This window comes from Facklamia sp. P9177, from assembly GCF_050409585.1.
GTDB lineage: Bacteria > Bacillota > Bacilli > Lactobacillales > Aerococcaceae > Facklamia.
The window spans coordinates 35,462-59,361 of the sequence record NZ_JBNUPE010000012.1; the positions used below are offsets into that span (position 1 = coordinate 35,462).

Sequence of the window (23,900 nt, forward strand, 5' to 3'; positions counted from 1 at the left end):
TTCTATCCTCAGTCAGCTAAGCATTGGTCCTGGCGTCTCTTTGCTGCAGCATAATGCGTAGACTGCCATCTTTTAATTGATCAATCGAATAGACTTGAGTCCCTACTACAAAAAACCACTTTGGTACCAAATTCACTTTCTTGAAGTTTTCCATATCTTTTTGCCATTCGAAGCCTAAAATAACTTGATTAAATTTCGAGAATTTGAGATTCTGTTCTTCTAAAAGCTCAGCAATTTCTGCTCCTGATTCAACAAGCTGAGGTGAAGATAAATCTGAAATGTTTACACCTAAAATCACTAAAGACATTTGTAACTTTTCTAATTTTAATTGACTGCGTTGCGAAGTGAATCTCAATTTGCTTGCTCCATAATCCGGTAAAGTAGGATCTGAAAAGATAGGCATCCCTGCTAAAAAGCGACGCAAAATCAACTGGTTATTTTGCTCAGAAAAGACTCTTACATCTTCCCCCCAATAATTAAACCGCTCAGCTAATTCTAAGCTTTTTTGCAATAAATCCTTTTGCGTTACTAAATCCTTTTGCGTTACTAAATCCTCTTCACTCCTTAAAAGACCGTTAATTTGATTATTATGATGGTTTACAGTCATAATATTGGTGTCATCATCAATCATCAAACTACTATTATAAGTATGATAAGAACGCACATTATTTAAGTCGGGTTGAGTAATATCAAAGTTAGCTCCTTCAAATACTGGATCAATAAAATAATTTTCAGGTACTTTTTCAAGAGAATACACTTGACTTGGAGAAGCTAAGGATTCTTTAGGCAGATACACTGTGTCTCGATTAATCTCATATTCAGCCATTTCAATTCGATCAGCAGATCCTGTAGCAATAGCGGCAAACAATTGCTCAATATCTATCGATCGTCTAATTCTCCCTTCCAAGAAGGATTTATTGACAGAATCTACAAAATAAACTTTTCCTGGCTTTTCAACGGGAAGGATGACACGGTTGACCTTGAATTGAGTAGATGCACCCTCTGGTATTTCGACCATATCTTCTAATAAAAGTAGCGAAATTTTTGTCAAATAGATAAATTGGATATGATCTTCGCCCATGATCTCATCCAATTGAATCGGATCAATTTGTGGTTGATTATCCACTAGCACAGTGATGGGCTCATCAGTTAATTTATGAACTTCTTGAAGAACTTGAGATTGATAAGCATGATAGTACTTACCTTCATTTTTAATAATAAGTTGGTAAGGGGCGACCAAGTCGGTAAGTTCTAACTGATGCGTTTGAAAATAGGGTTGATCAATCGTTACCTCACCTATCTGCATATCTGACTTAGGTAAATCAGCATATTTTTGATAAAGCATTTTAAAAGCTTGATTATTAATTAGAAAATAAGAAAAAACAATATTTATGAGAATAGCCACTATTAAAGAAACTGAAATCCAAATTCGTTTTTTCATTAGGCATCCTCCCAATCATCTTCGAACTCAAGCTCAGTATATGGAAGAGAGAAAAGGAATATTGAACCTTTATTCTCTTCACTTTTAACCCAAATTTTACCGCCATGAAGTTCAATTACTTCTTTAGAAATGGCTAACCCCAATCCAGTACCTCCCTGTTGGCGCGAACGTGCTTTGTCTACTCGGTAAAAACGATCAAACAGATAGGGAAGATCTTTTTGCGGAATTCCTAGGCCTGAGTCTTTCACACTAAATACAACATGGTCACGATAATCCGCCAAGGTTACAATTATCTTACTACCATCAGGGGAGTATTTCATCGCATTATTCATTAAGTTATCAATCACTTGAGTAATACGGTCTTGATCTATTTCTACATAAATTTCTTTTGAGGTTAAATGACGAACAATTTGGTACTTAGGTTTATCTTCACTTTCTAAGGTAAACTCTGCCCGGTCTAGGATATAGTTAACTAAACGCTTAAAATCGATATATTCAAAGTTTGGCTTCACTTGACCGCCATCTAGCTTAGACAAATCTAGCAAATTACCAATCATCCGAATCATGCGATTAGATTCTGATTGTATAACCTCAAGAAACTCCGGAGCAAGCATTTCATCTTTCCAAGCTCCATCCACTAGGGCTTCCGAATAAGACTTGATACTTGTCAGCGGGGTCCTTAATTCATGAGAAACATTGGAAACAAAGTCACGACGTTCTTGTTCATTTTTCTCTTGTTCAGTAACGTCTTGAATCACACAAACTAGGCCCGTTACAAAGCCTGTTTCTCGCCTGATCACTGAAAACTCACATTTTAAAACCGTCTTCATCCCATCGACGAAGCGATTAACCAAAACCTCATGATCCCCTTTTAAAAACTTAGCTAAGGTATAATTTTCATTAATGCCTAGAGTTTCTAAAATCGGCTGACCTACAGCTTCGTTTTGATACATGTCTAATAAGAGTAAGGCTCGATCATTTACTAAGAGAATATTTCCTCGACGATCGGTACCAATTACGCCATCAGTCATATGTCTTAAAACACCATCTAAGCGTTGCTTTTCCGATTCAGTCGATTCTTGCGCATCTCTAACTTTTACAGCCAGGTCATTAATGGTTACAGCAAGGTCTCCTATTTCATCATGTCCAAAGACTTCAGCCGGAAAATCATATATTCCTTCCGAAATGCGTAAAGCTTGTTGCCGCATATTTTCAATCGGGGTAGTAATCCCTTGCGAAAGCACAAAGGCTAAAATAAAACCAGCTAAAATGGCAATTAAAATGGCTCTTAAAAAGAGATCTGTTACCTTCTCTCTTTGTTCATTTATCCGGTCCATTTCTGTTTGCACAGCAATAGCCCCTAGCATGACGGTTCGATCTCCCTTGTTCGAAAGAATCGGCTTCACCACATGATAAGGTTGTTGAAAACGAATGAAATAATCATCCTCTAAGGGACGTTGGTTAATTAAAACATTACGGACTAATTCATCATTCGTGCGAGTTCCAATCGAAGAACGCTCAGCCAAGTCATTAGTAGCTAATAGATAGTCTTGTGAATTAACAATTTGAATTTTAGTGGAATAGGTTGAACTGAAAGAATCCAGCGCCTGTTCTAGGCGCTGGTTACGGTCTTCAGTCGTCAATTGTTGATCTTCTAAAATGGGGACAACATTATTGGTAAGAAAATCGATTTGCGTATTTATCTGTTCCTTCATTGCAGTAACGGTCTGTGTTTCCAACTGATCAATAAAATAGATACTGACAAACTGAAAAACGATTACTAAAATCACTACAAATAGCAAGGGAATTTTCACATAAATCGATTGTATCCATAAAAACGAACGATTCATTAAACTGCTCCCTACTCTTGATCTGGGTTCTTAAGAAAATAGCCAACCCCTCTTCTGGTGATAATATAGGTCGGATGACTTGGTAAATCTTCAATTTTTTCACGTAAACGTCTTACAGTAACATCCACTGTTCGAACATCACCAAAGTAATCATAGCCCCAAACAGTTTCTAATAAATGTTCACGCGTCATCACTTGGCCAATATGTAAAGAAAGGTAATGTAACAATTCAAATTCTCGGTGAGTTAGCTCGATTTCAACTCCATTTTTTGAAACAATATAGGCATCTTGATGAATAATCAAGTCTCCCACTTCGATGTCATTATTTTGAGCAGCTTCTAGTTCTTCTTCTCTTACGGTATTTCGACGTAAATTAGCTTTAACACGAGCAACCAACTCACGGTTTGAAAAAGGTTTTGTCACATAATCATCTGCACCTAACTCTAAGCCTAAAACCTTATCGATTTCAGAGTCTTTAGCGGTTAACATAATAATTGGCACAGAACTGGTTTTTCGAATCTCACGGCACACCTCGAGTCCCTCAATTTTAGGGAGCATTAGATCTAACAAAATGAGATCAGGTGATTTTTCAGCAAACTTTTCAAGAGCTTCTTCACCATCATAAGCTGTCTCTACTTCAAATCCTTCATTTTTTAAATTAAATGTAATGATGTCTGAGATTGGTTTCTCATCGTCCACAACAAGAATTAATTTCACGCTGTTTCACTCCTTATCTCCTTCTCATAAAAAAATTAACGAGGAAGGGTTTATTATTGAGCTTGCGACTCCTTTTTTCTTCTATGCATATTATACCTTTATCATGTAAATAGTCAAAATACGACACTTTTAATTGCTTTGTTTTTGGCTTTAAAAATCAATCTTATCTGATTCTTTACGAATCATTAGCAAACCATCTCCTAAAGGAATTAAACAAGAACGGTGTTCTTTGGAAGTTAAAACTACTTGATGCAACTCATTGAGTTTACGATGAATTTTACGAACCCGTTTGGGAATCTCTTTTTCGTCGTGTAAAATGGTTCCTCCTTGAAAAACATCGTCAATAATCAAGATCCCTCCAAGTCGCAAAAGACGCATACACTCAGGTAAAAATTCGATATATTTTGCCTTGGCGGAATCCATAAATATAAGATCATAAGCCTCATCTAGCTGGGGCAATAAGTCTGCTGCATCTCCTTCAAGAAGTTCAATACGATTATTTAGCCCTTGTTTAGCAAAATTTTCTTTTGCCCTTTCATACATATCAGGGTAGCGGTCAATGGTGGTTAAGTGTCCATCATTTCGTAAGTGCTGAGCCATTAAACTTGCAGAAAAACCAATAGCTGTTCCGATTTCTAAAATGCGCTGGGGTTGAAGACTTGCACATAAAAAATCAATAAACTTTGCTGTTTCATGAGGAATGACGGGTATTCCTCTCTCGTTAGCATAGGCTTCTATCTCTGCAACTTGTCCTTCAAAAGGCAATTGACCCTCTCGCATAAATTGAACGATGGATTCCATCACTACCGGTCGATGCATCATTTCATTTAACATATTTTCATCTCCTTATAAATAAAGAGTGAACGAGAAGGTCTTTTGACTCACTCGTTCACTGCGGTTTGTTTTATTTTTTTTCAGTATCTAAACCATAGTCATTATCCCGACGATCGCTATCGTGCTCAAATTCATAGAGACTATAATCTGTTTCTAAAGCATAGGCTGAATCATGAGTGACTTGAATACCACGGATTCTTCCATTTTCAACATTACTGGTCGTTAAGACATAGTCATTCATTCTGACTGATGTACGCTCGTCATCATCTGGTACATAGCCAATCACTTGAATCATCAAACCAGCGATAGTATCTACTTCCTCTGAGTCTAAGTGCTCATCAAAATAATGATTGAACTTTTCTAAGGTCATAACGCCATTAATGTAATAATTCATATCATCGATCTTGCGAACGACAGAAGCGGTAATATCGGACTCATCATTGATATCACCTACTATTTCTTCAATTAAATCTTCAAGAGTAACGATTCCCTCGACACCACCATACTCATCTCGTAAGATAGCCATATGGGTCTCTTCTCGACGGAATTCCAACAGCAAGTCATCAATATAGGCCGTAGAAGGGACAAATAGAGGATCGTTAGCAATTTCTAAAAAATCAATCTGATCAAAGCCTTGTTGACTGGCCGTTTTTAATAATTGCTTAACATGGAGCACACCAATGACATTATCTTTACTTTCTTCATAAATAGGCAAACGTGAAAAAGGACTATTTAAAATAGTTGTGAGAATTTCATCGTACTCATCTTCTATATCAACCATTTGTGTGTCGGTCCGTGGAACCATGACCTCTCTTGCAAGCTTAGAGTCAAGCGACAGGACTCCTTCAAGCATTGAATACTCCGCTAAATCGATTGTTCCTTCTTGTTGGCTTTGGGTTAGAATAGCCACCATTTCTTCACGGGTAAACTGGTCGTTATCAGCATTGAAATCAATAGGTGTTAATCGCTTTAAAAAGCCAGTAGAAACCGATAATAAGGCAACAAATGGAGTGAATAGTTTTTGAACCCATTCAACAATGGCGCTAGTAGCCATAGCTACTTTGTCAGGCATTTGTAAAGCGATTTGTTTAGGGTAAAGCTCACCCAAGACCAAGGTCACATAAGAAAGCAAGACCGTTACTATCACTATTGAAAGTGACTTCGCACCCGGAAAAAATGGTATCCATCTTACTATATAATCTGCAAAACTTGTTGCAGCTGACGCAGATGAAAGGAAACCTGCCAAAGTAATTGCTACTTGGATGGTCGCTAAAAAATCATCTGCATTATCGATTAATCTCAGCACTCGTTGTGCTTTTTTGTTCTGCTCTTCTTCCGCTAACGTTCTCATTCTCGATTGGTTAATTGAAACAAAAGCAATTTCTGCTGCAGCGAAAAAAGCGTTAATTGCGGTTAAACATAAAATTAAGACTAATTGCGCTATCAGTGAATTCTCCGAAGAGTCCATAGTTAAGTTCATTTCTCCTTTATGCATCTAAAAATTTCGACTACTTTTATAATAGGTAATTTCAATATAAAAAGCAACACTTTATCTGGATAGAAACTAGCAAATTATTAAAAAACTATGAGAGAACGATTGCGCATTTTAATTACTATGATAAAATAGGAGAGTAGATGCCAACTTTTACCTAAATAATTAGTAAAGAATTGGAGAAACTAATGATTGAAGACTTAATGACACCCAAAAATGCCCTTCTCACTCTACCGGAAACATGCACTTGTCTAGAAGCTATTGAATTATTAGAAAAAAATAATCTTCGTTGCGCCCCGGTGGTAGATGATAGCCAATCCATTTTCCGTGGTAACATTTACCGCTTCCATATTTATCAATATAAATTTCATCATCCTGACGCTGATCTTAGTTCTTTACCCGTGACCCGCTTTTTAAAAAACACCACCAAAATTATCCGTATTCACCATTCAATTTTGGAATTGTTTTTTGCCATAAAAGACCTACCCTATGTTGCTGTCTTAAGTAAGGAACATACCTTTTTAGGGATTGTGGAACACACAAACTTTCTGAGCTTTTTAAATCAAGCTTGGGATATGCCGGTCGTAGGCTATATATTAAAAGTAGAAGCCCTCGGTAAAAAGGGCAATCTCACTAAGATTGCTCGTCTAGTTAACCGTTATTGCGATATTTCTTCCTCAATGACCATTGATAAGACCGATTTTAACAACCGTTCCTATATCCTCTTTCAAATCCACCAAGATACTAGCCGTCTTACCTTTCAAAACCTCGTTCAAGATTTGCAACGCCGTAAATACACGGTTGAATTCTGGTACATTTAAAATATTTATCCCCGCTAATCTCTAATCGAAGAAGAGTTAACGGGGATTTTATAATTATTTAGGAAAATAAGGATTATTCTGGCGCTCTTGGGCTACAAACGTTGGGTTGCCATGTCCAGGGTACAACTGATAATTATCACTCAAAGGTAAAATTTCGCGTTGAATACTTTCCATTAATTGTTGATGACTAGCATTCGGTAAATCCGTACGTCCAACACTGCCTGCAAAAACAAGGTCACCAGATATCACAAATTCATCCTCATCAAATAGATAAATCACATGACCTGGACTGTGTCCGGGTGTATGCTTCACTTCAAACTTAAAAGAAGCGATTGAAACTTCCCCCATACTTTCCCAAAGATGATCAGCTTTACGCTGAATAATCGGTTGAGTAAGCATTGTAGACAAGTTTAAGGCTGGATCACCGAGGAAATCAGCTTCTAATGTATGTACATAGACTGGAACGTGATAATAATCTCTCAATTGGTCTAAACCACCAATATGATCAAAATGGCAATGGGTTTGAAGAATAGCTTTCGGTTTCCAGCCTTGACCATCAATCCATTCAATCAATTTATCCGCTTCTGCACCCGGATCAAAAAGGATGACCTCTTGATTGGGATGAATCACTACATAAGTATTTTCCTGCATAGGACCCACTGTTTTCATAGCTACTTCTAACATATTATCCTCCTATATATAAATTCGAGGAACTCTTTCACTAATACATGATAATATTTCATAGGAAATAGTTCCTGCCATATGTGCCAACAAAGAGGGGTGATTATAATATTTACCATCTTGACCGATTATTGTCACTTCCGTTCCCACAGGGAATTCCTTGGGTAAACGAATCATTAATTGATCCATATTAATCACACCTAAAACAGGGCATGCATATCCTTCTACCAAAATAGGAATTTTAGCATAAGCGCGAAGCCAACCATCGGCATAGCCAATCGGAATAGTACCAATCCATTCATCCTCTGGACTTTCATAGCTTGCTCCATAAGAAATACGCGTTCCTTTTTCAACTTTCTTCACATAGGACAATTCAGACAACAATTGAAATGCTGGCTTCAAATTAAGTTCATTTGTAGAATTTTTACTGCGTAAACCCTCTTTATCTAAATGATAATCAGTAATTTGCTGGTCCGTCACTAAATCTTCAGGGACACAGTCTCTACTATTGAGACCATACATGGAAATACCTAAGCGTATAATATCTGATCGGTCGCCAATTGCAGGATAAAGTCCCATGGCTGAATTATCAAAGTGTCTTAAAGACACAAAATCAGGAATATAAGAAATTAAAGCTTGCCAACGCTCCCATTGATAGTCAATATAACTTAAGGGGCCACCACCAGCCGTTGCAAAATGAGTGAAAACCCCTTGCCAATTTAGCCACGAATAAGCTTTAACGCCTTCAACAAAGGCTAGTACTTCTTCTTTGGTCCTTAACCCCACTCGTGACATCCCCGTATCCAGCTTCAAATGAAATTTTAATGGATTCTCTTTCAACAGATTCTCTTGCTGATTCTTTTTAAGCTGGTGGAAAGACTGGTCAAAAAAGCTTAAATCTGAAACAGTAATCGTTAAATCATAATATAAAATCTCGGCTATTCCATAGGGTAATGTTAAGCCCATTACTAAAATTGGTATTTTAGTCAGACCCAGCTTGCGGAGTTGGATTGCTTCATCTACTGTGGCAACGCACAATCCATTCACACCTGCTTCAATGGCTGCCTTAGCAATTGGAATTGCTCCATGTCCATAAGCGTTGGCTTTAACTACTGCATATATTTGTTGATGTGAAGCTTTCTTATCTTGGTATAGCTTGATATTATGTTTAATGTTTTCTAAACTAATGACTGCTTGCGTTGGGCGGTGCTCACTTGCTCGATACATTTTTTGACTCCTTACGACTTGTTTATAAATTTTTGATAGGCTTGGTCAATCGTTTGCTGATCACAGTCCATTACAACCATAGCCGTTGCGTAATCTTGACCATGACTAATCGATACTTTGGCATGTTTTATTATTGGACCTGCTGTAATCTTAGGTCGTCCTCTCTCGTCATTGATAATTGAAATATCAGAAAACTTCAAGTGTCCAATCCCTGTACCCATAGCTTTAACATAAGCCTCTTTAGCACAAAAGCGGCCAGCCAAATAAATGAGCTGCCGCTGAGAGGAATATTTATCAAATACTCGTAGTTCTTGATCTGATAATATTTTATTTGGAAAAGCTTTGTGTCTAGCTAGGGCCTTAGCAATCCGATCAATTTCTACAATATCAATTCCTATCTCCATTATAATACCTCAAATATTAACGCTCTTTTTTCTTCATCTTAAAATTTTTCTTGTTAGACTTTGAATAGTTGCCTTTATTACCACCGGAATATTTATTGCGGTTTGATTTGCCAGACTTTTTGCGATAGTTGTCACGATTATTCCGTTTTTTGCGGTCTGCATTTGGTAATGGTTTTTGCGGTGAAATCGAAACAGCAATTTCACGGCTTTCTGAAACAATTTGTCCTAAAAGGGCTGCTACTAAATCTTCCGCTTCATAGTTAGCTAAAAGTAGTTTAGCATTTTGCCGACTATGATTCACCTGGTCGCCTTCTAATTGCTCATTAATCTGTTCGATAATTTGGTGGATTTGTCCTTGTTGTGCTTCTTGAATGGTTGGTGGTTTCATCGGTTGCATTTGTTTACCGACTAATTTTTCGATGGTTCTTAAATAAGGCATTTCAGTCGGTAAGACAAAGGTTAATGACAAACCTTCATTGCCTGCACGCCCTGTACGCCCGATACGGTGAACATAAGACTCAGGATCTTGCGTAATATCATAGTTATAGACGTGAGTAACGCCTGTAATATCTAATCCTCTGGCGGCAACATCAGTTGCGACTAAGAGTTCTACATTGCCTTTTTTGAAGGCGTTAATCACGCTAGACCGTTTTTGTTGAGTAATATCACCATGGATCACTTCTGCATTGTAACCTCTTAGGTTTAGACCACGGCCGACTTCATCGACACGCTTTTTAGTCCGACAGAAGATAATCGCTTGCTTAGGCATTTGAACGTCAAGAAAACGTGATAAGGCATCAAATTTCTCATCGTCACGGCACTTAGCATAAAATTGCTCAATCAAGTCTGCTGTTACATGTTTTGTTTCAATATGTACATGAGCTGGTGATTTAAGAAATTGATCTGCTAAGTTTCGAATTGCTGGTGGCATAGTCGCTGAGAAGAGTAACGTTTGTCTTGCTTGAGGTGTTTTAGAAACAATCGACTTAATATCTTCAATAAAACCCATATTTAGCATTTCGTCGGCTTCATCTAAAACCAAAGTTTGTACATGCTCTAATTTCAAAACTTTTCGATTGATTAAGTCTAATAGTCGTCCTGGAGTCCCCACAATAACTTGTGGTTTATTACGTTTAATACGCTCAATTTGCTTACCGATTGGTGAGCCACCATAGACCACATAAATACGCGAACGAACGCCTTTTCCTAAACGAAATAACTCTTCCTGAACTTGGATAGCGAGTTCTCTTGTTGGAGCTACCACTAAACTTTGAATATTATCATGGTTGGTTTCCAGTTTATTTAATAAAGGCAGACCAAAGGCTGCTGTTTTTCCTGTTCCTGTTTGCGCTTGACCGATTAAGTCACGGCCCTCCAGTGCTACAGGTATTGCTTTTTGCTGGATGGGAGTTGGCTCTTCAAAACCTAACTCATCAAGTGTTTTAACTAATCGTTCATCTAATTGTAAATCTTTAAATTTCAAATAATTCTTCCTTTTCTTCTATTGATAAGAATTTCAACAAGGGACTGGGTATTTACCCCAGCCCCACTATCATCTGTTTATAAAGTTTTTAAACCTTATGGTTGATCATTGTGTTTTGATTCCAGTTAACGCCGTCACAACGCTCAGTAAGTCAACACCGAAGCTAGACTTAACTAGGATGACATCTTCATTTGATGTCTCTATACTAAGAGCGTCTATCAAACGTTGATGATCTGCTTTTTCATAAAACAACTGTTCCTTTGCAAAAGTTTTTTGCAATTCATCGTATAAATAAGCCATCTGGTCGCCAAACAAGTATACCTTATCTAACACGCTTACGTCCAGTGAATCTTTTAAACTACGATGATATTCTTCACTTTGGGCTCCTAACTCCCTAATATCACCCAAAACAGCAATTTTACGGCCCGCACCTTCTACTTCAACATCAGCCAAAGTATTTAAAACAGCTCGCATGGAAGTTGGACTGGCATTGTAAGCATCATTTAAAAGTCTAGCGCCATTTTTAGTGGTTAACCATTGTACCCGATTGGCTGTCAGTTTAAATTGTGATAATTGGAAAATAGCTTGTTCGGTAGGAACTTCTAATAGTTTAGCAATGCTTAAAGCAATTAAAGCATTAGTAACATTATAGGCTCCAATGATTGGGATCGAACATAACACATTTTCATCAATATTCGTGCGGAAAAAAGTTTTATTATATTCTTGATTAATAGCGTAAGCATAAAAATCGTCACTTTTTTCAAAACCAAAGCAGTAACTTTTAATTTTAACCTGTTTTTTTTGCAACTCTGCTTCAATTAAAGGCTCTTTGCCAGGGTATAAGAAAATACCATTGGAAGTGAGACCATCTAATATTTCTAATTTTGCTTGTGTAATGCCTTGCCGACTCCCTAAAAATTCTAAGTGGCTCTCTCCGATAATAGTCACTACAGCAATATCAGGCTCAGCGATTTTACTTAATCGACTAATTTCTCCAAAGTCACTCATCCCCATCTCTAAGACACATACCTGCGTATCTTCAGGCATTTGCAATAGTGTATAAGGCATACCAATTTCGTTATTATAATTCCCTTGGGTTTTATGGACACTATATTTTGAAGTTAAACTCATGGCTGTCATGTCTTTAGCAGTTGTTTTACCATTACTCCCTGTGATACCTATCACAATAGGCTGAATAAGATGACGATAATAATTTGCTAATTGATGAAAGGCCGCTAATGTATCTTCAACCTTGATAACAATTAATTGTTCAGAGGGTGCTTCTTCTATAGGACGTGACCAAAAACAAGCGATGGCACCATTATCTATTGCATTTTGAATATAGTCATGACCATCCGTAGTACCCCCTACTAATGGGACAAAAAGACTAGCCTTTTTGACCTTACGTGAGTCAAACTCTACACTGGTAATTTCTTGACCTAAGACTGGCTGATAATTAAACGGATTTAGTTTTAAAGTCTTGATGATTTCGTTAATTTGAATTGCTTTCAAAGACTCGCTCCCTAACTTTTATAACTTTTCATTTGAGACTTTGTTTTATGTCGGCTCAACCCTAATTGAATGAGTTCTTCAATTAAGTCCCGATATTCTAAGCCTGTTGCTTTCCAAAGACTTGGATACATCGAGTATTGGGTGAATCCTGGCATGGTATTTAGCTCATTAATGTAAATATCATGGTTAGCAGTGACAAAAAAGTCGGCCCTTGCTAATCCAGAACCATCAATCACCCGATAAGCTTTTTTCGCATAGTTTTGAATTTCTTCAGATAGACTTTCAGGTAAATCAGCTGGAATTTCCATTTCAACCGTATTATTAATATATTTTTCGGAATAATCGTAGAAATCTTGGGTTTTTACCAATCGTCCCACACAAGACACGTGAATATCTTCATTACCTAAAATGGCTACTTCACACTCATCAGCACTAATTCCTTGCTCAACCACAATGCGACGGTCATACTTCAAAGCTTCATTAACTGCTTCAATTAGCTGATATTTATCTTGAGCCTTAGAAATCCCAACACTCGATCCCATATTAGCTGGCTTGACAAACATTGGGTACAGTAATGTTCCTTCAGCTTTAATAATTAAGTTTTCTTGCTGATTTTTCCACTCTACATCATCAAAGGAAACATAGGGAACTTGAGGAATGCCTGCTTGGGTAAATAAAGATTTAGAAATGATTTTATCCATACCATTTGCTGAAGCGGTAATCCCTGCTCCAACATATGGCATATCTAAAACTTCTACAAAGCCTTGAATAGTGCCATCTTCACCATTAGGACCGTGTAAAACAGGAAAGACTATGGCATCCTCCTCTTGAATCTCTCCCGGTTTTATAACCACTCCTTTTGAAGGTGTGTTTGTGGTTGACCACTTTGCATGATCTGATTCATTAAATATTAATTGCTGATCACCTAAAGAAGGTTCATTCATTTCCGGCCCTTGAATCCATTGCCCATCTTTGGTGATATAAATCGGCTGCACTGTATATAAATTGTACATAATTGCTTGCGAAATATTATGAGCTGAAATAATAGAGATCTCATGCTCAGCACTTTGCCCACCATATAGTAATATTATTTTCATTGAGTTCCCTCCGTCTTGTCTTCCAACTGTTGGCTTAAGTCTTCGATGCGCCATTGACTGGTTGATTCTTGGTAAATTATCTGTCCAACAGCATCTTTACGATCGAAATTACGTGTTAAATAAGTTAATTCATCCTCAATTATATATAGAGGGATACTCCAAGTATCATTTTCTTTAATGGCTTGTTTTAAATCAATTTTTAACCCATTCATAAATAGGGGGCTTAATTCCTCTACTAGTCTAACAGGCATTGGTGCTATTACTTTTTTCCGTCTTGTAAACCACCCAACATTTTCATTGATTATGTTAGACAGATGTTCACTTAGAGCCCGAGCAAAGCGCCCATAAAAGTGAGACATATGCCGATAATATGTTTTATTTAAGCCATTTGACATGGTTAAATAAACATAGTTATTTTGCAACTTATAAAAGAAAGGTGATCTCAAGGCTTTATTAGCGTGAAAAAGGTAGAGTAGTTCTGAAATTTCAACGGGGGTTAATTGGTGCATCAATTCCATACTATCGAAATCAATCCAATTAGACATTCGACGCCCTTCTTTTTGACAAAGTTCAAAATAGTTTAAAACTTCTGTCTGATTGCGTAGAATTTTAAAATCCGTTTGAACGTCAAAACGACCGAATTCTTCCGGTGCATTCGCTAAAATAATATTTTGTGGTAAATATTGACGATTGAAATCCATTATTTTTAGACTTATTCCTCGCGTCATAAAATAATTAGTAACGGCATCATAATGCACATAAAGATTAATCCGATTCATTCTCTACCTCCTTTCTTTTAAAGATCGGTAACTCACATTCTACTCTCTTTGATTTCCAATGCAAAGCCTAATTTTAAAGAAGGCATAAAATTATTAGTCAAAAGAGACTTGAGGTGCTTGACGAGCAGCTTCTGGAGCTTCTAAATAAGTTTTCTCGCCAAATCCATGGACTCCCGCTACCACATTGTTAGGAAAAACTTGAACCTTCTCATTATAGGTTTGTACACTTGAATTATAAAGTTGGCGAGAAACTGCAATCTTGTTTTCTGTATCTTCAAGTGATCTTTGTAATTCTTGAAAATTAGCGTTCGCTTTTAGATCAGGATATTGTTCCGCTACGACAAGCAAACGTGATAATGCTGAAGTTAAGCTGTTAGATTTGCTATTGATCATTTCTGGACTTGCATCAGCAGGTAGATTAACTAACTGCTGACGCGCTTTGGTCACATTTTCTAGTGTTTGGCGTTCGTGCTCAGCATATCCTTTAACTGTTTCAACCACATTCGGTATCAGATCGTTTCTTCTTTGAAGTTGAACGTCAATTTGACTAAAAGAACCTTCTACCCCGTTACGAGCTTTAATTAAATTGTTATAAACACCTACCCAAAAAAGAGCGATTATACCTATTACACCTAACAAAATATACATAAACATATCCTTAGCACATCCTTTCATATAAATCTATTATAAGCGATTGCAATAAAAGAGTGAATATAAAGCTATTATCTTTAACACCTTAATATCAGCGAAAATGAAGAACCATTGTTTATTCTTAGACTTTAACGAGTCAATGAGGATGCCGCTTCTCTATCTAAGAGTACGTAAACATTCCGATGCTTTTGTAAAACACTAGCCGGTAAGTCTGATGTAATAGGGCCTTCAATCATACCTCGTACAGCTTGAGCCTTTTGACTACCAAAGGCCATAATTATTATTTTTTTAGCTTTTATAATAGCTCCCACACCCATCGTAATTGCTTTGGTAGGCGTTTCTTCTTTAGAACCAAAAAAACGTTGATTATCATCAATTGTAGATTGCGTCAGACTCACTAGGGATGTGCCAGCTTCTAAATCGGACCCAGGTTCGTTAAACCCTATGTGGCCATTCGAACCCAAGCCTAATAGTTGCAAATCAACCGGATTGTCTTTAATTACTTGATCGTATCGAGCTAACTCAGCATCGATATCTTTAGCCTGTCCATTCGGAATAAAAGAGCCTTTAAAGGGTTTGTTTTTGAAGAGATGGTCATTCATATAGAAAGCATAACTTTGAGGATTCTCGTCATCTAATCCAACGTATTCATCCAAATTAATTGCAACAGCCTGACTGAAGTCCATATCCGACTGACTTAAAAGCTCATATAATCTTTCCGGGGTCGATCCAGTCGCCATACCATATACATCAGCCCCCTCTTGCTGACTAAGCTTGAATATTTCTAAAGCTCTTAATGATGCCTCTTCTGAACTGTTATAGATTTCAACTCTCATAATAAATCCTCCTTAAGTATTAGGCTTTTTTCTTTTAAATAGTTTATCATTAAATATATATTTAACAAAGCAACATTAAATGACATTCTTCTCAAGCTGGCAACATTCAGGTAACAAACCACATAAATTAAATAATTAATGATAAACTAGTATTAACAAATCATTAGGGAGGAGAGCATAAAAGTGTGTGAGAAAAACAAGCTAAAATTAAACCATTCAAAGACTATTCTATGCTTTATAATGTTGATGTGTTTTTTTATCATCAGCATCAAATCTCCCTATATTGAAACGCAAGCTTCAGGCTTCCACAGGCTATCCAGTCCAGTTGAGACTAATCCCGTTAAAAACCCAAGCAACAAACAAACCACCAGCGTTGAAAAACCCGAGGGTGAATCAACAACTACCACCCAGGAAGTGATTGCTCCTACTCCACCGATTACTTTCGATCCGAATGAAAGTACTCAAACAAGTCGTCAAGCTAGTAAAGATGAGTCAACAATCACAAGCAATCAATTAACAACCGTCACTAACGATCAAGAAGATAATGATAATCGTAATCAAGAAAAAATAACGACAACTCAGGAAAAATCCGAAACCTCTGAGCTGTCCGAGCAAACTACCACTTCTAAAGAAGTGGCCTTCGAAGCTGGTAAATTAACAGTTATTAAAAAAGATACCGTCCCATTGGCGTATATTCTCACTGAATTCGCCACCACCCTTTATGAAAATTCCGATTTTATTCAATCAATCTATTATCAAGGGGCCTTTCTAATTCGCCATCTATTAATTATTCCCGATGCAGACATCTTGACATTATTTGATCATAAAATTATTCGCTGGCTCAATCTTTATGCAGAGTATTTTATGCAAAATAAAACGACTCCATAATCCTTGAAGCGCTACTAAATAAAAGAATATTTTTTCTTTTAACAGTTGATTTTAAAGGATTTTATTAGTATCTTATTTCTATTTTAAATAACCCTTATTGTCCATCTATTCCATTTTTTGATTATATAAGATTTTCTTATTGTTTTAATAAGTTTTTCAAATGATTTCTCATTAAGTTTTAAAAAATTTATATCACAAAGCTTAATCTTATATGGTTAAGCTTCTTTTTATTAATAAAATATCATATAAAATTTTTAATACTCTAACTATACCAATCGGAATAAAATTAGTGTATAATATTGTTAAAATGATATATTGTAGGGAAGATATAAAATAAGGAGGGTCGCTATGTATATTTCTAATATTAATTCAGCTTCTGTTAAACTAGACAGTATTCAATCCGAAAAAATCACATCCAGTCAAAGATTCACAGTCCAATCTTCAGATAAATTGGTTTTAATTTATGTTCATAAAGGGGCAGCTGATTTCATCTCTGAAGAGAAAATAGGTGGTTTTAAGAAACGTGATATCATCATCCTAAATCCTAACCATTCGATTGAAATCCAACCAATCCGTAAATTAGAATGGTTTCGTGTTGAAATTTCCGGAATTTTGTTTACTTCATCTGCTGAAATTGAATCAATGGATAATATTTTTATCGTTTGCGATCAATCGCAGACCATTAAAAATTACTTAGATCTTGCCCTTATCGAATATAAACAACCCTTTAGAGGGTCTGAACTTGTTTTAAGAAAACTAATTGAGTGTGTCATGGTTCATGTGCTGAGGCACCATGAACTGTCCATTAAAGACTCCTCTATTCAAGTGCGTCACCAAGAAATCGAAATAATCAAAAACTATATTCGTGAACATTTTTCTGAAAAAGTAACTCTTGAACAGCTTTCTGATATTGTTGATATCAATAAATACTATATGATTAGACTGTTTAAACAACAAACAGGACTTTCTCCCATTGATTATCTAATTCATGTGCGACTGTCTGAAGCAGAAAAACTGTTAGCTCAAACGTCTATTACGATTTCAAAAATTTCTGATATAGTTGGCTTTCATTCTCCTTCACACTTTTCAAAAACATTTAAGGAAAGTAATCATATGACCCCTTCAGCTTATCGACGAAAGTTTTCTAGTTTAGCTTAATAAAACAAAGCGCTCCATGAAAATTCTATTTCATGAAGCGCTTATTTTATTCAATCCCTCTAACTTGGCGAATAACATCTGCAATTTTATGCACATACTTATCCACTAATTCGTCGGTCGGAGCTTCGGCCATTACTCGCAGTAATGGTTCCGTTCCACTTGGGCGAACTAAAATTCTTCCTTCACCGGCCATTTCTTTTTCAACCGATTCAATGACTTGTTGAACTTTTGCTTCTTCTAAAACAGTATGTTTATCTCTAACTCGAACATTGACTAACTTTTGCGGATAGATGATGACCTCTTCTGCTAATTCCGATAGTTTCTTCCCCGTTTCACTCATAACAGCCATTAATTGTACGGCTGTTAATAGACCGTCTCCTGTTGTGTTTAAATTTAAGAAAACGATATGTCCAGATTGTTCACCACCTAAGGTATAACCACCTTCACGCATAGCTTCTACAACATAGCGATCTCCAACATTCGTTTTTATTGCAACCATTTCATTGGCTTCTAAAGCTTTATGGAAACCTATATTACTCATAACCGTTGAGACAATCGTATTATCATTTAATCGTCCTTTTTGCTTCAGATGATTTCCACAAATAAAGAGTATCTTATCTCCATCAACTAGATTTCCCTTTTCATCAACTGCAATTAAACGATCTCCATCACCGTCAAAGGCTAATCCTAGATCCACTTCTTTTTCCTTAACTAGCTCTTGCAAAGCTTTTGGATGAGTTGATCCAACCTGATCATTAATGTTTATCCCATTAGGTCGATCACCCATGGTGTAAAAATCAGTGTCTAAATCAGCAAATAACTGATTGATTAAGGGTGAAGTGGCTCCATTTGCCGCATCAATAGCGACACTCAATCCACTTAATTCAACTGAAATAGTTGATTGTAAAAAGTTCAGGTATTTTATAGTTCCTTCATGGAATTCGTCTATTAAGCCTAAGCCTTCAGCGGCTGGTCGAGGCAAATTATCTTCTTCTGAATCTAGTAGTTCTTCTATTTCTTCTTCTTGCTGATCAGATAGTTTAAAACCATCGCTACCGAAAAATTTAATCCCATTATCTTCTGCAGGATTATGTGAAGCAGAAATCATGATCCCCGCTACAGCATTTTGCGTTTTAGTTAAATAGGCTACGGCTGGAGTGGGTACAATTCCCAATTGCATCACTTCAATCCCAACTGACAAAAGACCTGCGGTTAAAGCAGCTTCTAGCATTTGTCCAGAAACACGTGTATCTCTTGCAACTAAGACTCTTGGTGTTTCAACAGATTCAGCGTGCTGTAAAAGAACATATCCTCCATATCGACCTAATTTGAATGCTAGTTCTGGACTTAATTCCTGATTAGCAACTCCTCTAACACCATCCGTTCCAAAAAATTTTCCCATTTTCTTCTCCTTTTTAAATCTTATAAGTGAGCTTTCTTAAATCTTTTCATTACGTTACTATTGACTTAATTTCACTGGCTCGATTATAACTTCTACTTTAGCCTCATTGATACTCGCGCTCGAAATACCACTCGGTAAATTCAGTAACCCTATAACTTGACCTGATTCTGTCTGTTCGGAAACATCTACAACAAGTTCTACTTCTTTAATCGGATTAAGGATTTTCTGACTACCAAATAATGTGACTTTATCTTGACCAACAATGGAATAACGATAATTATTTTTTGTATTATCTTCTCCTATAGCAGTAATTTTCAAAGGAAATTCTTTCGAGTTTTGGACAATGTTCACTTGTGCTTTAATATCCATTGTTTCTGAGTTCACATCGAGAGGCTTTCCATCTTTGTCTAAAATTTGTAAGCGATAATTACCTGCAAAGGATTCTGCAACCGGTTGGTTAGAGCGAATACTAATGCCCACAAAATCAATGGCATTAATGGCTCTTTGACTGCCTACTAATTTAACTTCTTTTGGATCAATATTAACAGACTCTACCTTAAAATCTGATTCTAATTGAAGATCATCAAGTGAAACTTCAACAGCAACCGTCACGACTTTACGCTGTTGGACCTCTACTTTTACTTTAGAAGGCGAGATGGTATAAGTGATTTCATCGGGTAAGCCGTCTATTAATAATAATAGTTCTCGATCACCAATTTGACCTTTAGAAATTTTCTCAGTTTGAACCATAATGTTTTCGCGTGTCACTTGGTTCAAAATATTTTTAGGGCCGTCAAGACGAACGGTCACACTTTCTTTAAGATCACTAACGTAAATATCATCGGGATGATCGCCTAAATATAATGGCACATTATACAAAGTCTCCGATGTATTAAAACTAGAAGCTAATTGAGAATTCACGGCTGCATTACGGGCATTGTTTTCGTTAGTAACAAAAGTATAAATAAATAGAGCAAAAATTAATGAAATAATTCCCACAGCCCAGTTTTTTTCAAATATCTTATTCATTATTTTTGCCTCCTTTACTTGAGCGCATCCTGTTAAAGAGGGTTTTAAACATATTAGAATCTTGACTTTTTGAGTCTTTTTTTTCTATCTCTGTATAAAGATATTTGTTAAGCAAATCATGTAGTTCTTCTTTATCTAGATCACGATGTAAAAAATCATTCTTTACAATACTAATTGCGCCCGTTTCTTCGGATACTATTAATGTCAAAGCATCTGTTTTCTCTCCCAGTCCAATTGCCGCCCGGTGCCTTGTTCCTAATTCCTTAGGAATTAATTTACTTTCCGAAAGCGGTAAATAACAAGAGGCAGACGCAATTCTAAAGTCATTGATAATGACTGCTCCATCATGCAAAGGCGTGTTGGGAATAAAGATATTGATTAATAATTGACTAGAAATTTCAGAATCTAATGTTGTCCCAGTACTAATATATTCTTCTAAAGAATCTTCACCTTCAATAGAAATGAGCGCTCCAATTTTACGCTTTGACATATAGAGTAAGGATTTTTTTAAATCCTCAATTAACTCTTCACTCGGATTTCTTGAAGATTGTCTATTTCTAAAAAGGATTTTCCCTAAACTTTCTAACGCTTTTCGCAATTCAGCTTGGAATAAAATAATAAGGGCGACTACTCCCCATGAAATAACTTGCCCCAATAGCCAATCGATTGTTTGTAAACCAATTCCTTGACTTACAAATTTGGCAAAAATAATTAAGCCTATTCCTTGCAAAAGATTCATTGCCCGAGATTGTTTAGCATAGCCTATTAATCGATAAATAATGAACCAGACAATGAAAATATCCAGTAAACTCACAAATGGATGGTTGCCTAGGAACTGATTGAGCCACTCTAGCATCCTTTCACCTACTTTCAACTTAATTACTATTTTACCATAGTCTCATTAACCCATGGTAAAATTTATTTATTGACCCGCTGCCTTCTTAAAGTAAAATGATCCGGTATAGGATCTAATCCTCCTTCACGGAAGGGGTGACATCTTAAAATACGTGCTAAACCCATTAAAGAACCTTTAAGTGCTCCAAACCGCTCAATCGCTTGAATGGTATAACTTGAACAAGTTGGTGAATAGCGACACGAAGGAGGCGTTAAGGGGGAGATGTATTTTTGGTAGAATCTTATCATTCTAATAAATATCTTTTGCATTTTTTACCTCCAATCATTACAATAACCATTTTCTTCTATTATAATAGTTTATGTAGAAGTTACCAAGTAGGAGGAAAAATATGAACAAATTAGCTACAAAAAAACTACTAGACGCTATGCAGAAAAAAGATATCTCACAATTTTTAATATCTGACCCCTCTACAATTGATTATTTAGTAGGATACCATACAGATCCTGGTGAAAGACTTTTATTATTGTCAATTAAGCGTAATGGACAAATGCAACTGATTCTTAACCAATTATTCCCTACTTTTAAGGAAAAAGATAATCTAGCTATTAAATATTATAATGATGGAGAACCCATTATTAGAGAATTAGCTGAAGCTTTAGAGGCTGGTAATATCGGTATTGATAAAAACTGGCCAAGTCATTTTTTAATTCACTTGATGAAACAACATCCTAATGCTGAATATGTAAATGGAAGTCCCTTAGTGGATAAAATTCGTGCTATCAAATCAAAAGAAGAAATTGATATCATGCGGGAAGCATCACATCGGAACGATCAAGTCATGCAAGCACTGATTAAAAAGATAGATGCAACCACTAGTGAAAATGAAATAAAAGAACAACTAGCTTCATTATATAAAGAGTACGAATGCGACGGCTTTTCATTTGAACCGATTATTGCCTATGGACCCCATGGTGCTGACCCCCATCATAGTACCGATGATAGTTTACCTCAAGTGGGACAAAATATCATCATTGATATTGGATCAAGTTATAAAGGATATTGTTCAGATATGACTCGAACTGTCTTTTTTGGCGAAGTGTCCGATAAGCATAAAGAAATCTATCAAACTGTTTTAAAAGCGAACGAAGAGGCTATCAAACAGGTAAAACCAGGGGTGTCATTTGCATCCATTGACTTAACCGCAAGAAAAATCATCGAAGATGCGGGCTATGGTGAATACTTCACTCACCGCACCGGACATTTTATTGGTAGAGACGTCCATGAATATGGGGATGTTAGCCAACATAATCATAATAAAGTAGAAGTGGGAAATGTTTTTTCAATTGAGCCCGGTATCTATCTTCCAGGTGAAATGGGCGTACGCATAGAAGACCTAGTTGTCGTTACAGAAACAGGCTGTGAAGTCATCAACTTAGCGAATAAAGAACTAACCATTCTGCCTAACAAATAAAAAATAACCCTTGTGGCTAATGTAAGCTGCAAGGGTTTCTTAATTTTTTTAATCATGAAGTGCCAGTCCAGCATCATTTAACCATGCATAGACGAGACCAATAACAAGTCCGCCACCAATAAAGTTTGCAACCCAAGCAACAGTCCAAGCTAAAAGAACAGGCACTAACTGAAGAGCTTCTGCTTGATAATTACTAAAAGCAACTAAACTAAATGATCCAAAGTTAGCCACCACATGTTCATAACCTAAAAACACAAACATGAAGATAGCGCCGAAAACAATAACTATCTTAGCAATTTCTTCTTTAGCCAATAAATAACCAACAATTGCTATGTTTACAAAGGTGTTGGCTAAAATCCCTTCGATGAAGATCAAAGCTAAATCTTTACCTAACTTTCCATTTACAGTAGTAACAATAAAGCTTTCAGCAGTCAATTGACTGAAAGCGCCTGTTTGGGCAACGATAAAGGCCGCTACAAAAGCTCCAACTAGATTACCAAGGGTACAAAATAGAAGAATCTGAACGGTCTTATTAGGACTTATAAACTTGTGATAAGTACCTGCCGTTAAATACATCATATTTGAAGTAACTAATTCTTGATGTAGGAATAAAATAAATAAAAGACCAAAAGCAAATAGGATTGAATAAACGAACTTGCCAATATGAGGAGCTCCAACATTAATATAATCCGCAGCATAAACGCCAATAGCTGTAGCTAATACTAACATAGCTCCTGCATACATAGAACGTACAAAATAACGCGCTTTACTCTGTTCGAACAATCCAACCTTCTTATTTACAGAAGACTCAATGATCTTAACAAACTGTGACTGATTTACAATATTTTCTCTCATTCTTTAACTCCTTTAAAGTTATTTAACAACATTCTATAGTTTAGAGGTTTATTACTTTATTATCAAGTTAAAATAATAGAAATTATAGCAAGAATAATGAAAGTTTAAAGACAGTGAGTGGATATAAGTTTTGAAATTATAACTTAACTAGTATTACAGGGAAATCTTTCTTCAAAAATAAATTGAAGAAAAGAAAAAGCTTTATTAGAAGAAGTTAAAGAGAAATTCTTCGTAATAAAACTTAAAATTGTTTATTTATTTTATAAAAGCCACCTGCCGGGATTGAACCGGCGACCTCTTCCTTACCATGGAAGCGCTCTACCTGCTGAGCTAAGGCGGCAAAAAGAAATCTATAAAAAAAAAACTCCGCCAGTAGGGCTCGAACCTACGACATCATGATTAACAGTCATGCGCTCT

23 protein-coding genes and 1 tRNA gene are annotated in these 23,900 nt (G+C 36.3%); 4 read left to right on the top strand and 20 right to left on the bottom strand.

Annotation, left to right across the window (positions count from 1 at the left end):
- Positions 1–16 precede the first annotated feature (16 nt).
- From ACQV18_RS07015 to ACQV18_RS07035, 5 genes are all read right to left on the bottom strand, one after another.
- Complete coding sequence (locus ACQV18_RS07015) at positions 17–1,441, bottom strand: two-component system activity regulator YycH (RefSeq protein WP_428892807.1); 1,425 nt, start codon at positions 1,439–1,441, stop codon at positions 17–19.
- Positions 1,441–3,291 carry an ATP-binding protein gene (locus ACQV18_RS07020; protein WP_428873981.1) on the bottom strand — a complete coding sequence of 617 codons (1,851 nt, stop codon included), beginning with the start codon at positions 3,289–3,291 and terminating at the stop codon, positions 1,441–1,443. Before ACQV18_RS07020 ends, ACQV18_RS07015 begins: the two co-directional genes overlap by 1 nt.
- Positions 3,292–3,302: 11 nt before the next feature.
- On the bottom strand, positions 3,303–4,007 hold the full coding sequence (yycF, locus tag ACQV18_RS07025) for a response regulator YycF (protein WP_428873980.1): 705 nt from the start codon (positions 4,005–4,007) through the stop codon (positions 3,303–3,305).
- A 150-nt stretch (positions 4,008–4,157) separates the two neighbouring features.
- Positions 4,158–4,841: an O-methyltransferase gene (locus ACQV18_RS07030; RefSeq protein WP_428873979.1), complete on the bottom strand. Its 684-nt coding sequence runs from the start codon at positions 4,839–4,841 to the stop codon at positions 4,158–4,160.
- 70 nt (positions 4,842–4,911) lie between these two features.
- Entirely contained in the window at positions 4,912–6,309 is a 1,398-nt protein-coding gene (locus ACQV18_RS07035) for a hemolysin family protein (protein ID WP_428874023.1), read from the bottom strand.
- 212 nt (positions 6,310–6,521) lie between these two features.
- On the opposite strand from ACQV18_RS07035, the gene cbpA reads away from it, so the two are divergent.
- Entirely contained in the window at positions 6,522–7,154 is a 633-nt protein-coding gene (gene cbpA / locus ACQV18_RS07040; RefSeq protein ID WP_428875121.1) for a cyclic di-AMP binding protein CbpA, read from the top strand.
- A 54-nt stretch (positions 7,155–7,208) separates the two neighbouring features.
- On the opposite strand, the gene ACQV18_RS07045 is transcribed toward cbpA, so the two are convergent.
- The 9 genes from ACQV18_RS07045 to ACQV18_RS07085 form a co-directional block, all read right to left on the bottom strand.
- Positions 7,209–7,838, bottom strand: coding sequence for an MBL fold metallo-hydrolase (locus ACQV18_RS07045; RefSeq protein ID WP_428875120.1), 630 nt, complete (start codon positions 7,836–7,838; stop codon positions 7,209–7,211).
- A 9-nt stretch (positions 7,839–7,847) separates the two neighbouring features.
- The gene (gene alr / locus ACQV18_RS07050; protein WP_428873976.1) at positions 7,848–9,062 is read right to left on the bottom strand and encodes an alanine racemase; all 1,215 of its coding nucleotides are present in this window, start codon (positions 9,060–9,062) and stop codon (positions 7,848–7,850) included.
- Positions 9,063–9,073: 11 nt separating this feature from the next.
- Positions 9,074–9,466 (bottom strand): holo-ACP synthase, encoded by a 393-nt coding sequence (gene acpS / locus ACQV18_RS07055; RefSeq protein WP_428873975.1) that lies wholly within the window; start codon positions 9,464–9,466, stop codon positions 9,074–9,076.
- A 16-nt stretch (positions 9,467–9,482) separates the two neighbouring features.
- The gene (locus tag ACQV18_RS07060) at positions 9,483–10,949 is read right to left on the bottom strand and encodes a DEAD/DEAH box helicase (RefSeq protein ID WP_428873974.1); all 1,467 of its coding nucleotides are present in this window, start codon (positions 10,947–10,949) and stop codon (positions 9,483–9,485) included.
- A 105-nt stretch (positions 10,950–11,054) separates the two neighbouring features.
- Positions 11,055–12,461 (bottom strand): UDP-N-acetylmuramoyl-tripeptide--D-alanyl-D-alanine ligase, encoded by a 1,407-nt coding sequence (locus ACQV18_RS07065; protein WP_428892808.1) that lies wholly within the window; start codon positions 12,459–12,461, stop codon positions 11,055–11,057.
- A gap of 11 nt (positions 12,462–12,472) precedes the next feature.
- Positions 12,473–13,558: a D-alanine--D-alanine ligase gene (locus tag ACQV18_RS07070; protein WP_428891891.1), complete on the bottom strand. Its 1,086-nt coding sequence runs from the start codon at positions 13,556–13,558 to the stop codon at positions 12,473–12,475.
- Positions 13,555–14,337 (bottom strand): hypothetical protein, encoded by a 783-nt coding sequence (locus ACQV18_RS07075; protein WP_428876574.1) that lies wholly within the window; start codon positions 14,335–14,337, stop codon positions 13,555–13,557. The genes ACQV18_RS07070 and ACQV18_RS07075 overlap by 4 nt, the downstream gene beginning before the upstream one ends.
- A gap of 93 nt (positions 14,338–14,430) precedes the next feature.
- Positions 14,431–14,991, bottom strand: a complete 561-nt coding sequence (locus ACQV18_RS07080; RefSeq protein ID WP_428873969.1) for a LemA family protein — start codon at positions 14,989–14,991, stop codon at positions 14,431–14,433.
- 125 nt (positions 14,992–15,116) lie between these two features.
- Complete coding sequence (locus tag ACQV18_RS07085) at positions 15,117–15,824, bottom strand: glucosamine-6-phosphate deaminase (protein WP_428875116.1); 708 nt, start codon at positions 15,822–15,824, stop codon at positions 15,117–15,119.
- Positions 15,825–16,007: 183 nt separating this feature from the next.
- Here ACQV18_RS07085 and ACQV18_RS07090 point away from each other — a divergent pair, with 183 nt between their 5' ends.
- Positions 16,008–16,712: a hypothetical protein gene (locus ACQV18_RS07090; protein WP_428892809.1), complete on the top strand. Its 705-nt coding sequence runs from the start codon at positions 16,008–16,010 to the stop codon at positions 16,710–16,712.
- Between the two features lie 348 nt (positions 16,713–17,060).
- Positions 17,061–17,870 carry a helix-turn-helix domain-containing protein gene (locus tag ACQV18_RS07095; protein WP_428873965.1) on the top strand — a complete coding sequence of 270 codons (810 nt, stop codon included), beginning with the start codon at positions 17,061–17,063 and terminating at the stop codon, positions 17,868–17,870.
- 46 nt (positions 17,871–17,916) lie between these two features.
- Here the strand turns inward: ACQV18_RS07095 and glmM are convergent, their stop codons facing one another.
- The 4 genes from glmM to yidD all read right to left on the bottom strand — a co-directional run bounded on the left by glmM (position 17,917) and on the right by yidD (position 21,465).
- Positions 17,917–19,272, bottom strand: coding sequence for a phosphoglucosamine mutase (gene glmM, locus ACQV18_RS07100; protein ID WP_428892810.1), 1,356 nt, complete (start codon positions 19,270–19,272; stop codon positions 17,917–17,919).
- Between the two features lie 57 nt (positions 19,273–19,329).
- The gene (locus ACQV18_RS07105) at positions 19,330–20,301 is read right to left on the bottom strand and encodes a CdaR family protein (RefSeq protein ID WP_428875112.1); all 972 of its coding nucleotides are present in this window, start codon (positions 20,299–20,301) and stop codon (positions 19,330–19,332) included.
- Positions 20,294–21,157: a diadenylate cyclase CdaA gene (gene cdaA, locus ACQV18_RS07110; RefSeq protein WP_428873962.1), complete on the bottom strand. Its 864-nt coding sequence runs from the start codon at positions 21,155–21,157 to the stop codon at positions 20,294–20,296. The genes ACQV18_RS07105 and cdaA overlap by 8 nt, the downstream gene beginning before the upstream one ends.
- 62 nt (positions 21,158–21,219) lie before the next feature.
- Entirely contained in the window at positions 21,220–21,465 is a 246-nt protein-coding gene (gene yidD, locus ACQV18_RS07115) for a membrane protein insertion efficiency factor YidD (RefSeq protein WP_428873961.1), read from the bottom strand.
- 80 nt (positions 21,466–21,545) lie between these two features.
- Between yidD and ACQV18_RS07120 the strand changes: the two genes are divergently transcribed.
- On the top strand, positions 21,546–22,628 hold the full coding sequence (locus tag ACQV18_RS07120) for a M24 family metallopeptidase (protein ID WP_428892812.1): 1,083 nt from the start codon (positions 21,546–21,548) through the stop codon (positions 22,626–22,628).
- A 48-nt stretch (positions 22,629–22,676) separates the two neighbouring features.
- Here the strand turns inward: ACQV18_RS07120 and ACQV18_RS07125 are convergent, their stop codons facing one another.
- Positions 22,677–23,483: a formate/nitrite transporter family protein gene (locus ACQV18_RS07125; RefSeq protein ID WP_428892813.1), complete on the bottom strand. Its 807-nt coding sequence runs from the start codon at positions 23,481–23,483 to the stop codon at positions 22,677–22,679.
- A gap of 267 nt (positions 23,484–23,750) precedes the next feature.
- Positions 23,751–23,823 (bottom strand) — tRNA-Thr (locus tag ACQV18_RS07130).
- Positions 23,824–23,900 lie beyond the last annotated feature (77 nt).

Excerpts from the sequence above, each read along its gene's own strand:
- ACQV18_RS07015 (WP_428892807.1), bottom strand. The coding sequence starts at position 1,441 with ATGAAAAAACGAATTTGGATTTCAGTTTCTTTAATAGTGGCTATTCTC.
- ACQV18_RS07020 (WP_428873981.1), bottom strand. The coding sequence starts at position 3,291 with ATGAATCGTTCGTTTTTATGGATACAATCGATTTATGTGAAAATTCCC.
- ACQV18_RS07030 (WP_428873979.1), bottom strand. The coding sequence starts at position 4,841 with ATGTTAAATGAAATGATGCATCGACCGGTAGTGATGGAATCCATCGTT.
- ACQV18_RS07035 (WP_428874023.1), bottom strand. The coding sequence starts at position 6,309 with ATGGACTCTTCGGAGAATTCACTGATAGCGCAATTAGTCTTAATTTTA.
- cbpA (WP_428875121.1), top strand. The coding sequence starts at position 6,522 with ATGATTGAAGACTTAATGACACCCAAAAATGCCCTTCTCACTCTACCG.
- ACQV18_RS07045 (WP_428875120.1), bottom strand. The coding sequence starts at position 7,838 with ATGTTAGAAGTAGCTATGAAAACAGTGGGTCCTATGCAGGAAAATACT.
- alr (WP_428873976.1), bottom strand. The coding sequence starts at position 9,062 with ATGTATCGAGCAAGTGAGCACCGCCCAACGCAAGCAGTCATTAGTTTA.
- acpS (WP_428873975.1), bottom strand. The coding sequence starts at position 9,466 with ATGGAGATAGGAATTGATATTGTAGAAATTGATCGGATTGCTAAGGCC.
- ACQV18_RS07070 (WP_428891891.1), bottom strand. The coding sequence starts at position 13,558 with ATGAAAATAATATTACTATATGGTGGGCAAAGTGCTGAGCATGAGATC.
- ACQV18_RS07075 (WP_428876574.1), bottom strand. The coding sequence starts at position 14,337 with ATGAATCGGATTAATCTTTATGTGCATTATGATGCCGTTACTAATTAT.
- ACQV18_RS07080 (WP_428873969.1), bottom strand. The coding sequence starts at position 14,991 with ATGTTTATGTATATTTTGTTAGGTGTAATAGGTATAATCGCTCTTTTT.
- ACQV18_RS07085 (WP_428875116.1), bottom strand. The coding sequence starts at position 15,824 with ATGAGAGTTGAAATCTATAACAGTTCAGAAGAGGCATCATTAAGAGCT.
- ACQV18_RS07095 (WP_428873965.1), top strand. The coding sequence starts at position 17,061 with ATGTATATTTCTAATATTAATTCAGCTTCTGTTAAACTAGACAGTATT.
- glmM (WP_428892810.1), bottom strand. The coding sequence starts at position 19,272 with ATGGGAAAATTTTTTGGAACGGATGGTGTTAGAGGAGTTGCTAATCAG.
- ACQV18_RS07105 (WP_428875112.1), bottom strand. The coding sequence starts at position 20,301 with ATGAATAAGATATTTGAAAAAAACTGGGCTGTGGGAATTATTTCATTA.
- cdaA (WP_428873962.1), bottom strand. The coding sequence starts at position 21,157 with ATGCTAGAGTGGCTCAATCAGTTCCTAGGCAACCATCCATTTGTGAGT.
- yidD (WP_428873961.1), bottom strand. The coding sequence starts at position 21,465 with ATGCAAAAGATATTTATTAGAATGATAAGATTCTACCAAAAATACATC.
- ACQV18_RS07120 (WP_428892812.1), top strand. The coding sequence starts at position 21,546 with ATGAACAAATTAGCTACAAAAAAACTACTAGACGCTATGCAGAAAAAA.
- ACQV18_RS07125 (WP_428892813.1), bottom strand. The coding sequence starts at position 23,483 with ATGAGAGAAAATATTGTAAATCAGTCACAGTTTGTTAAGATCATTGAG.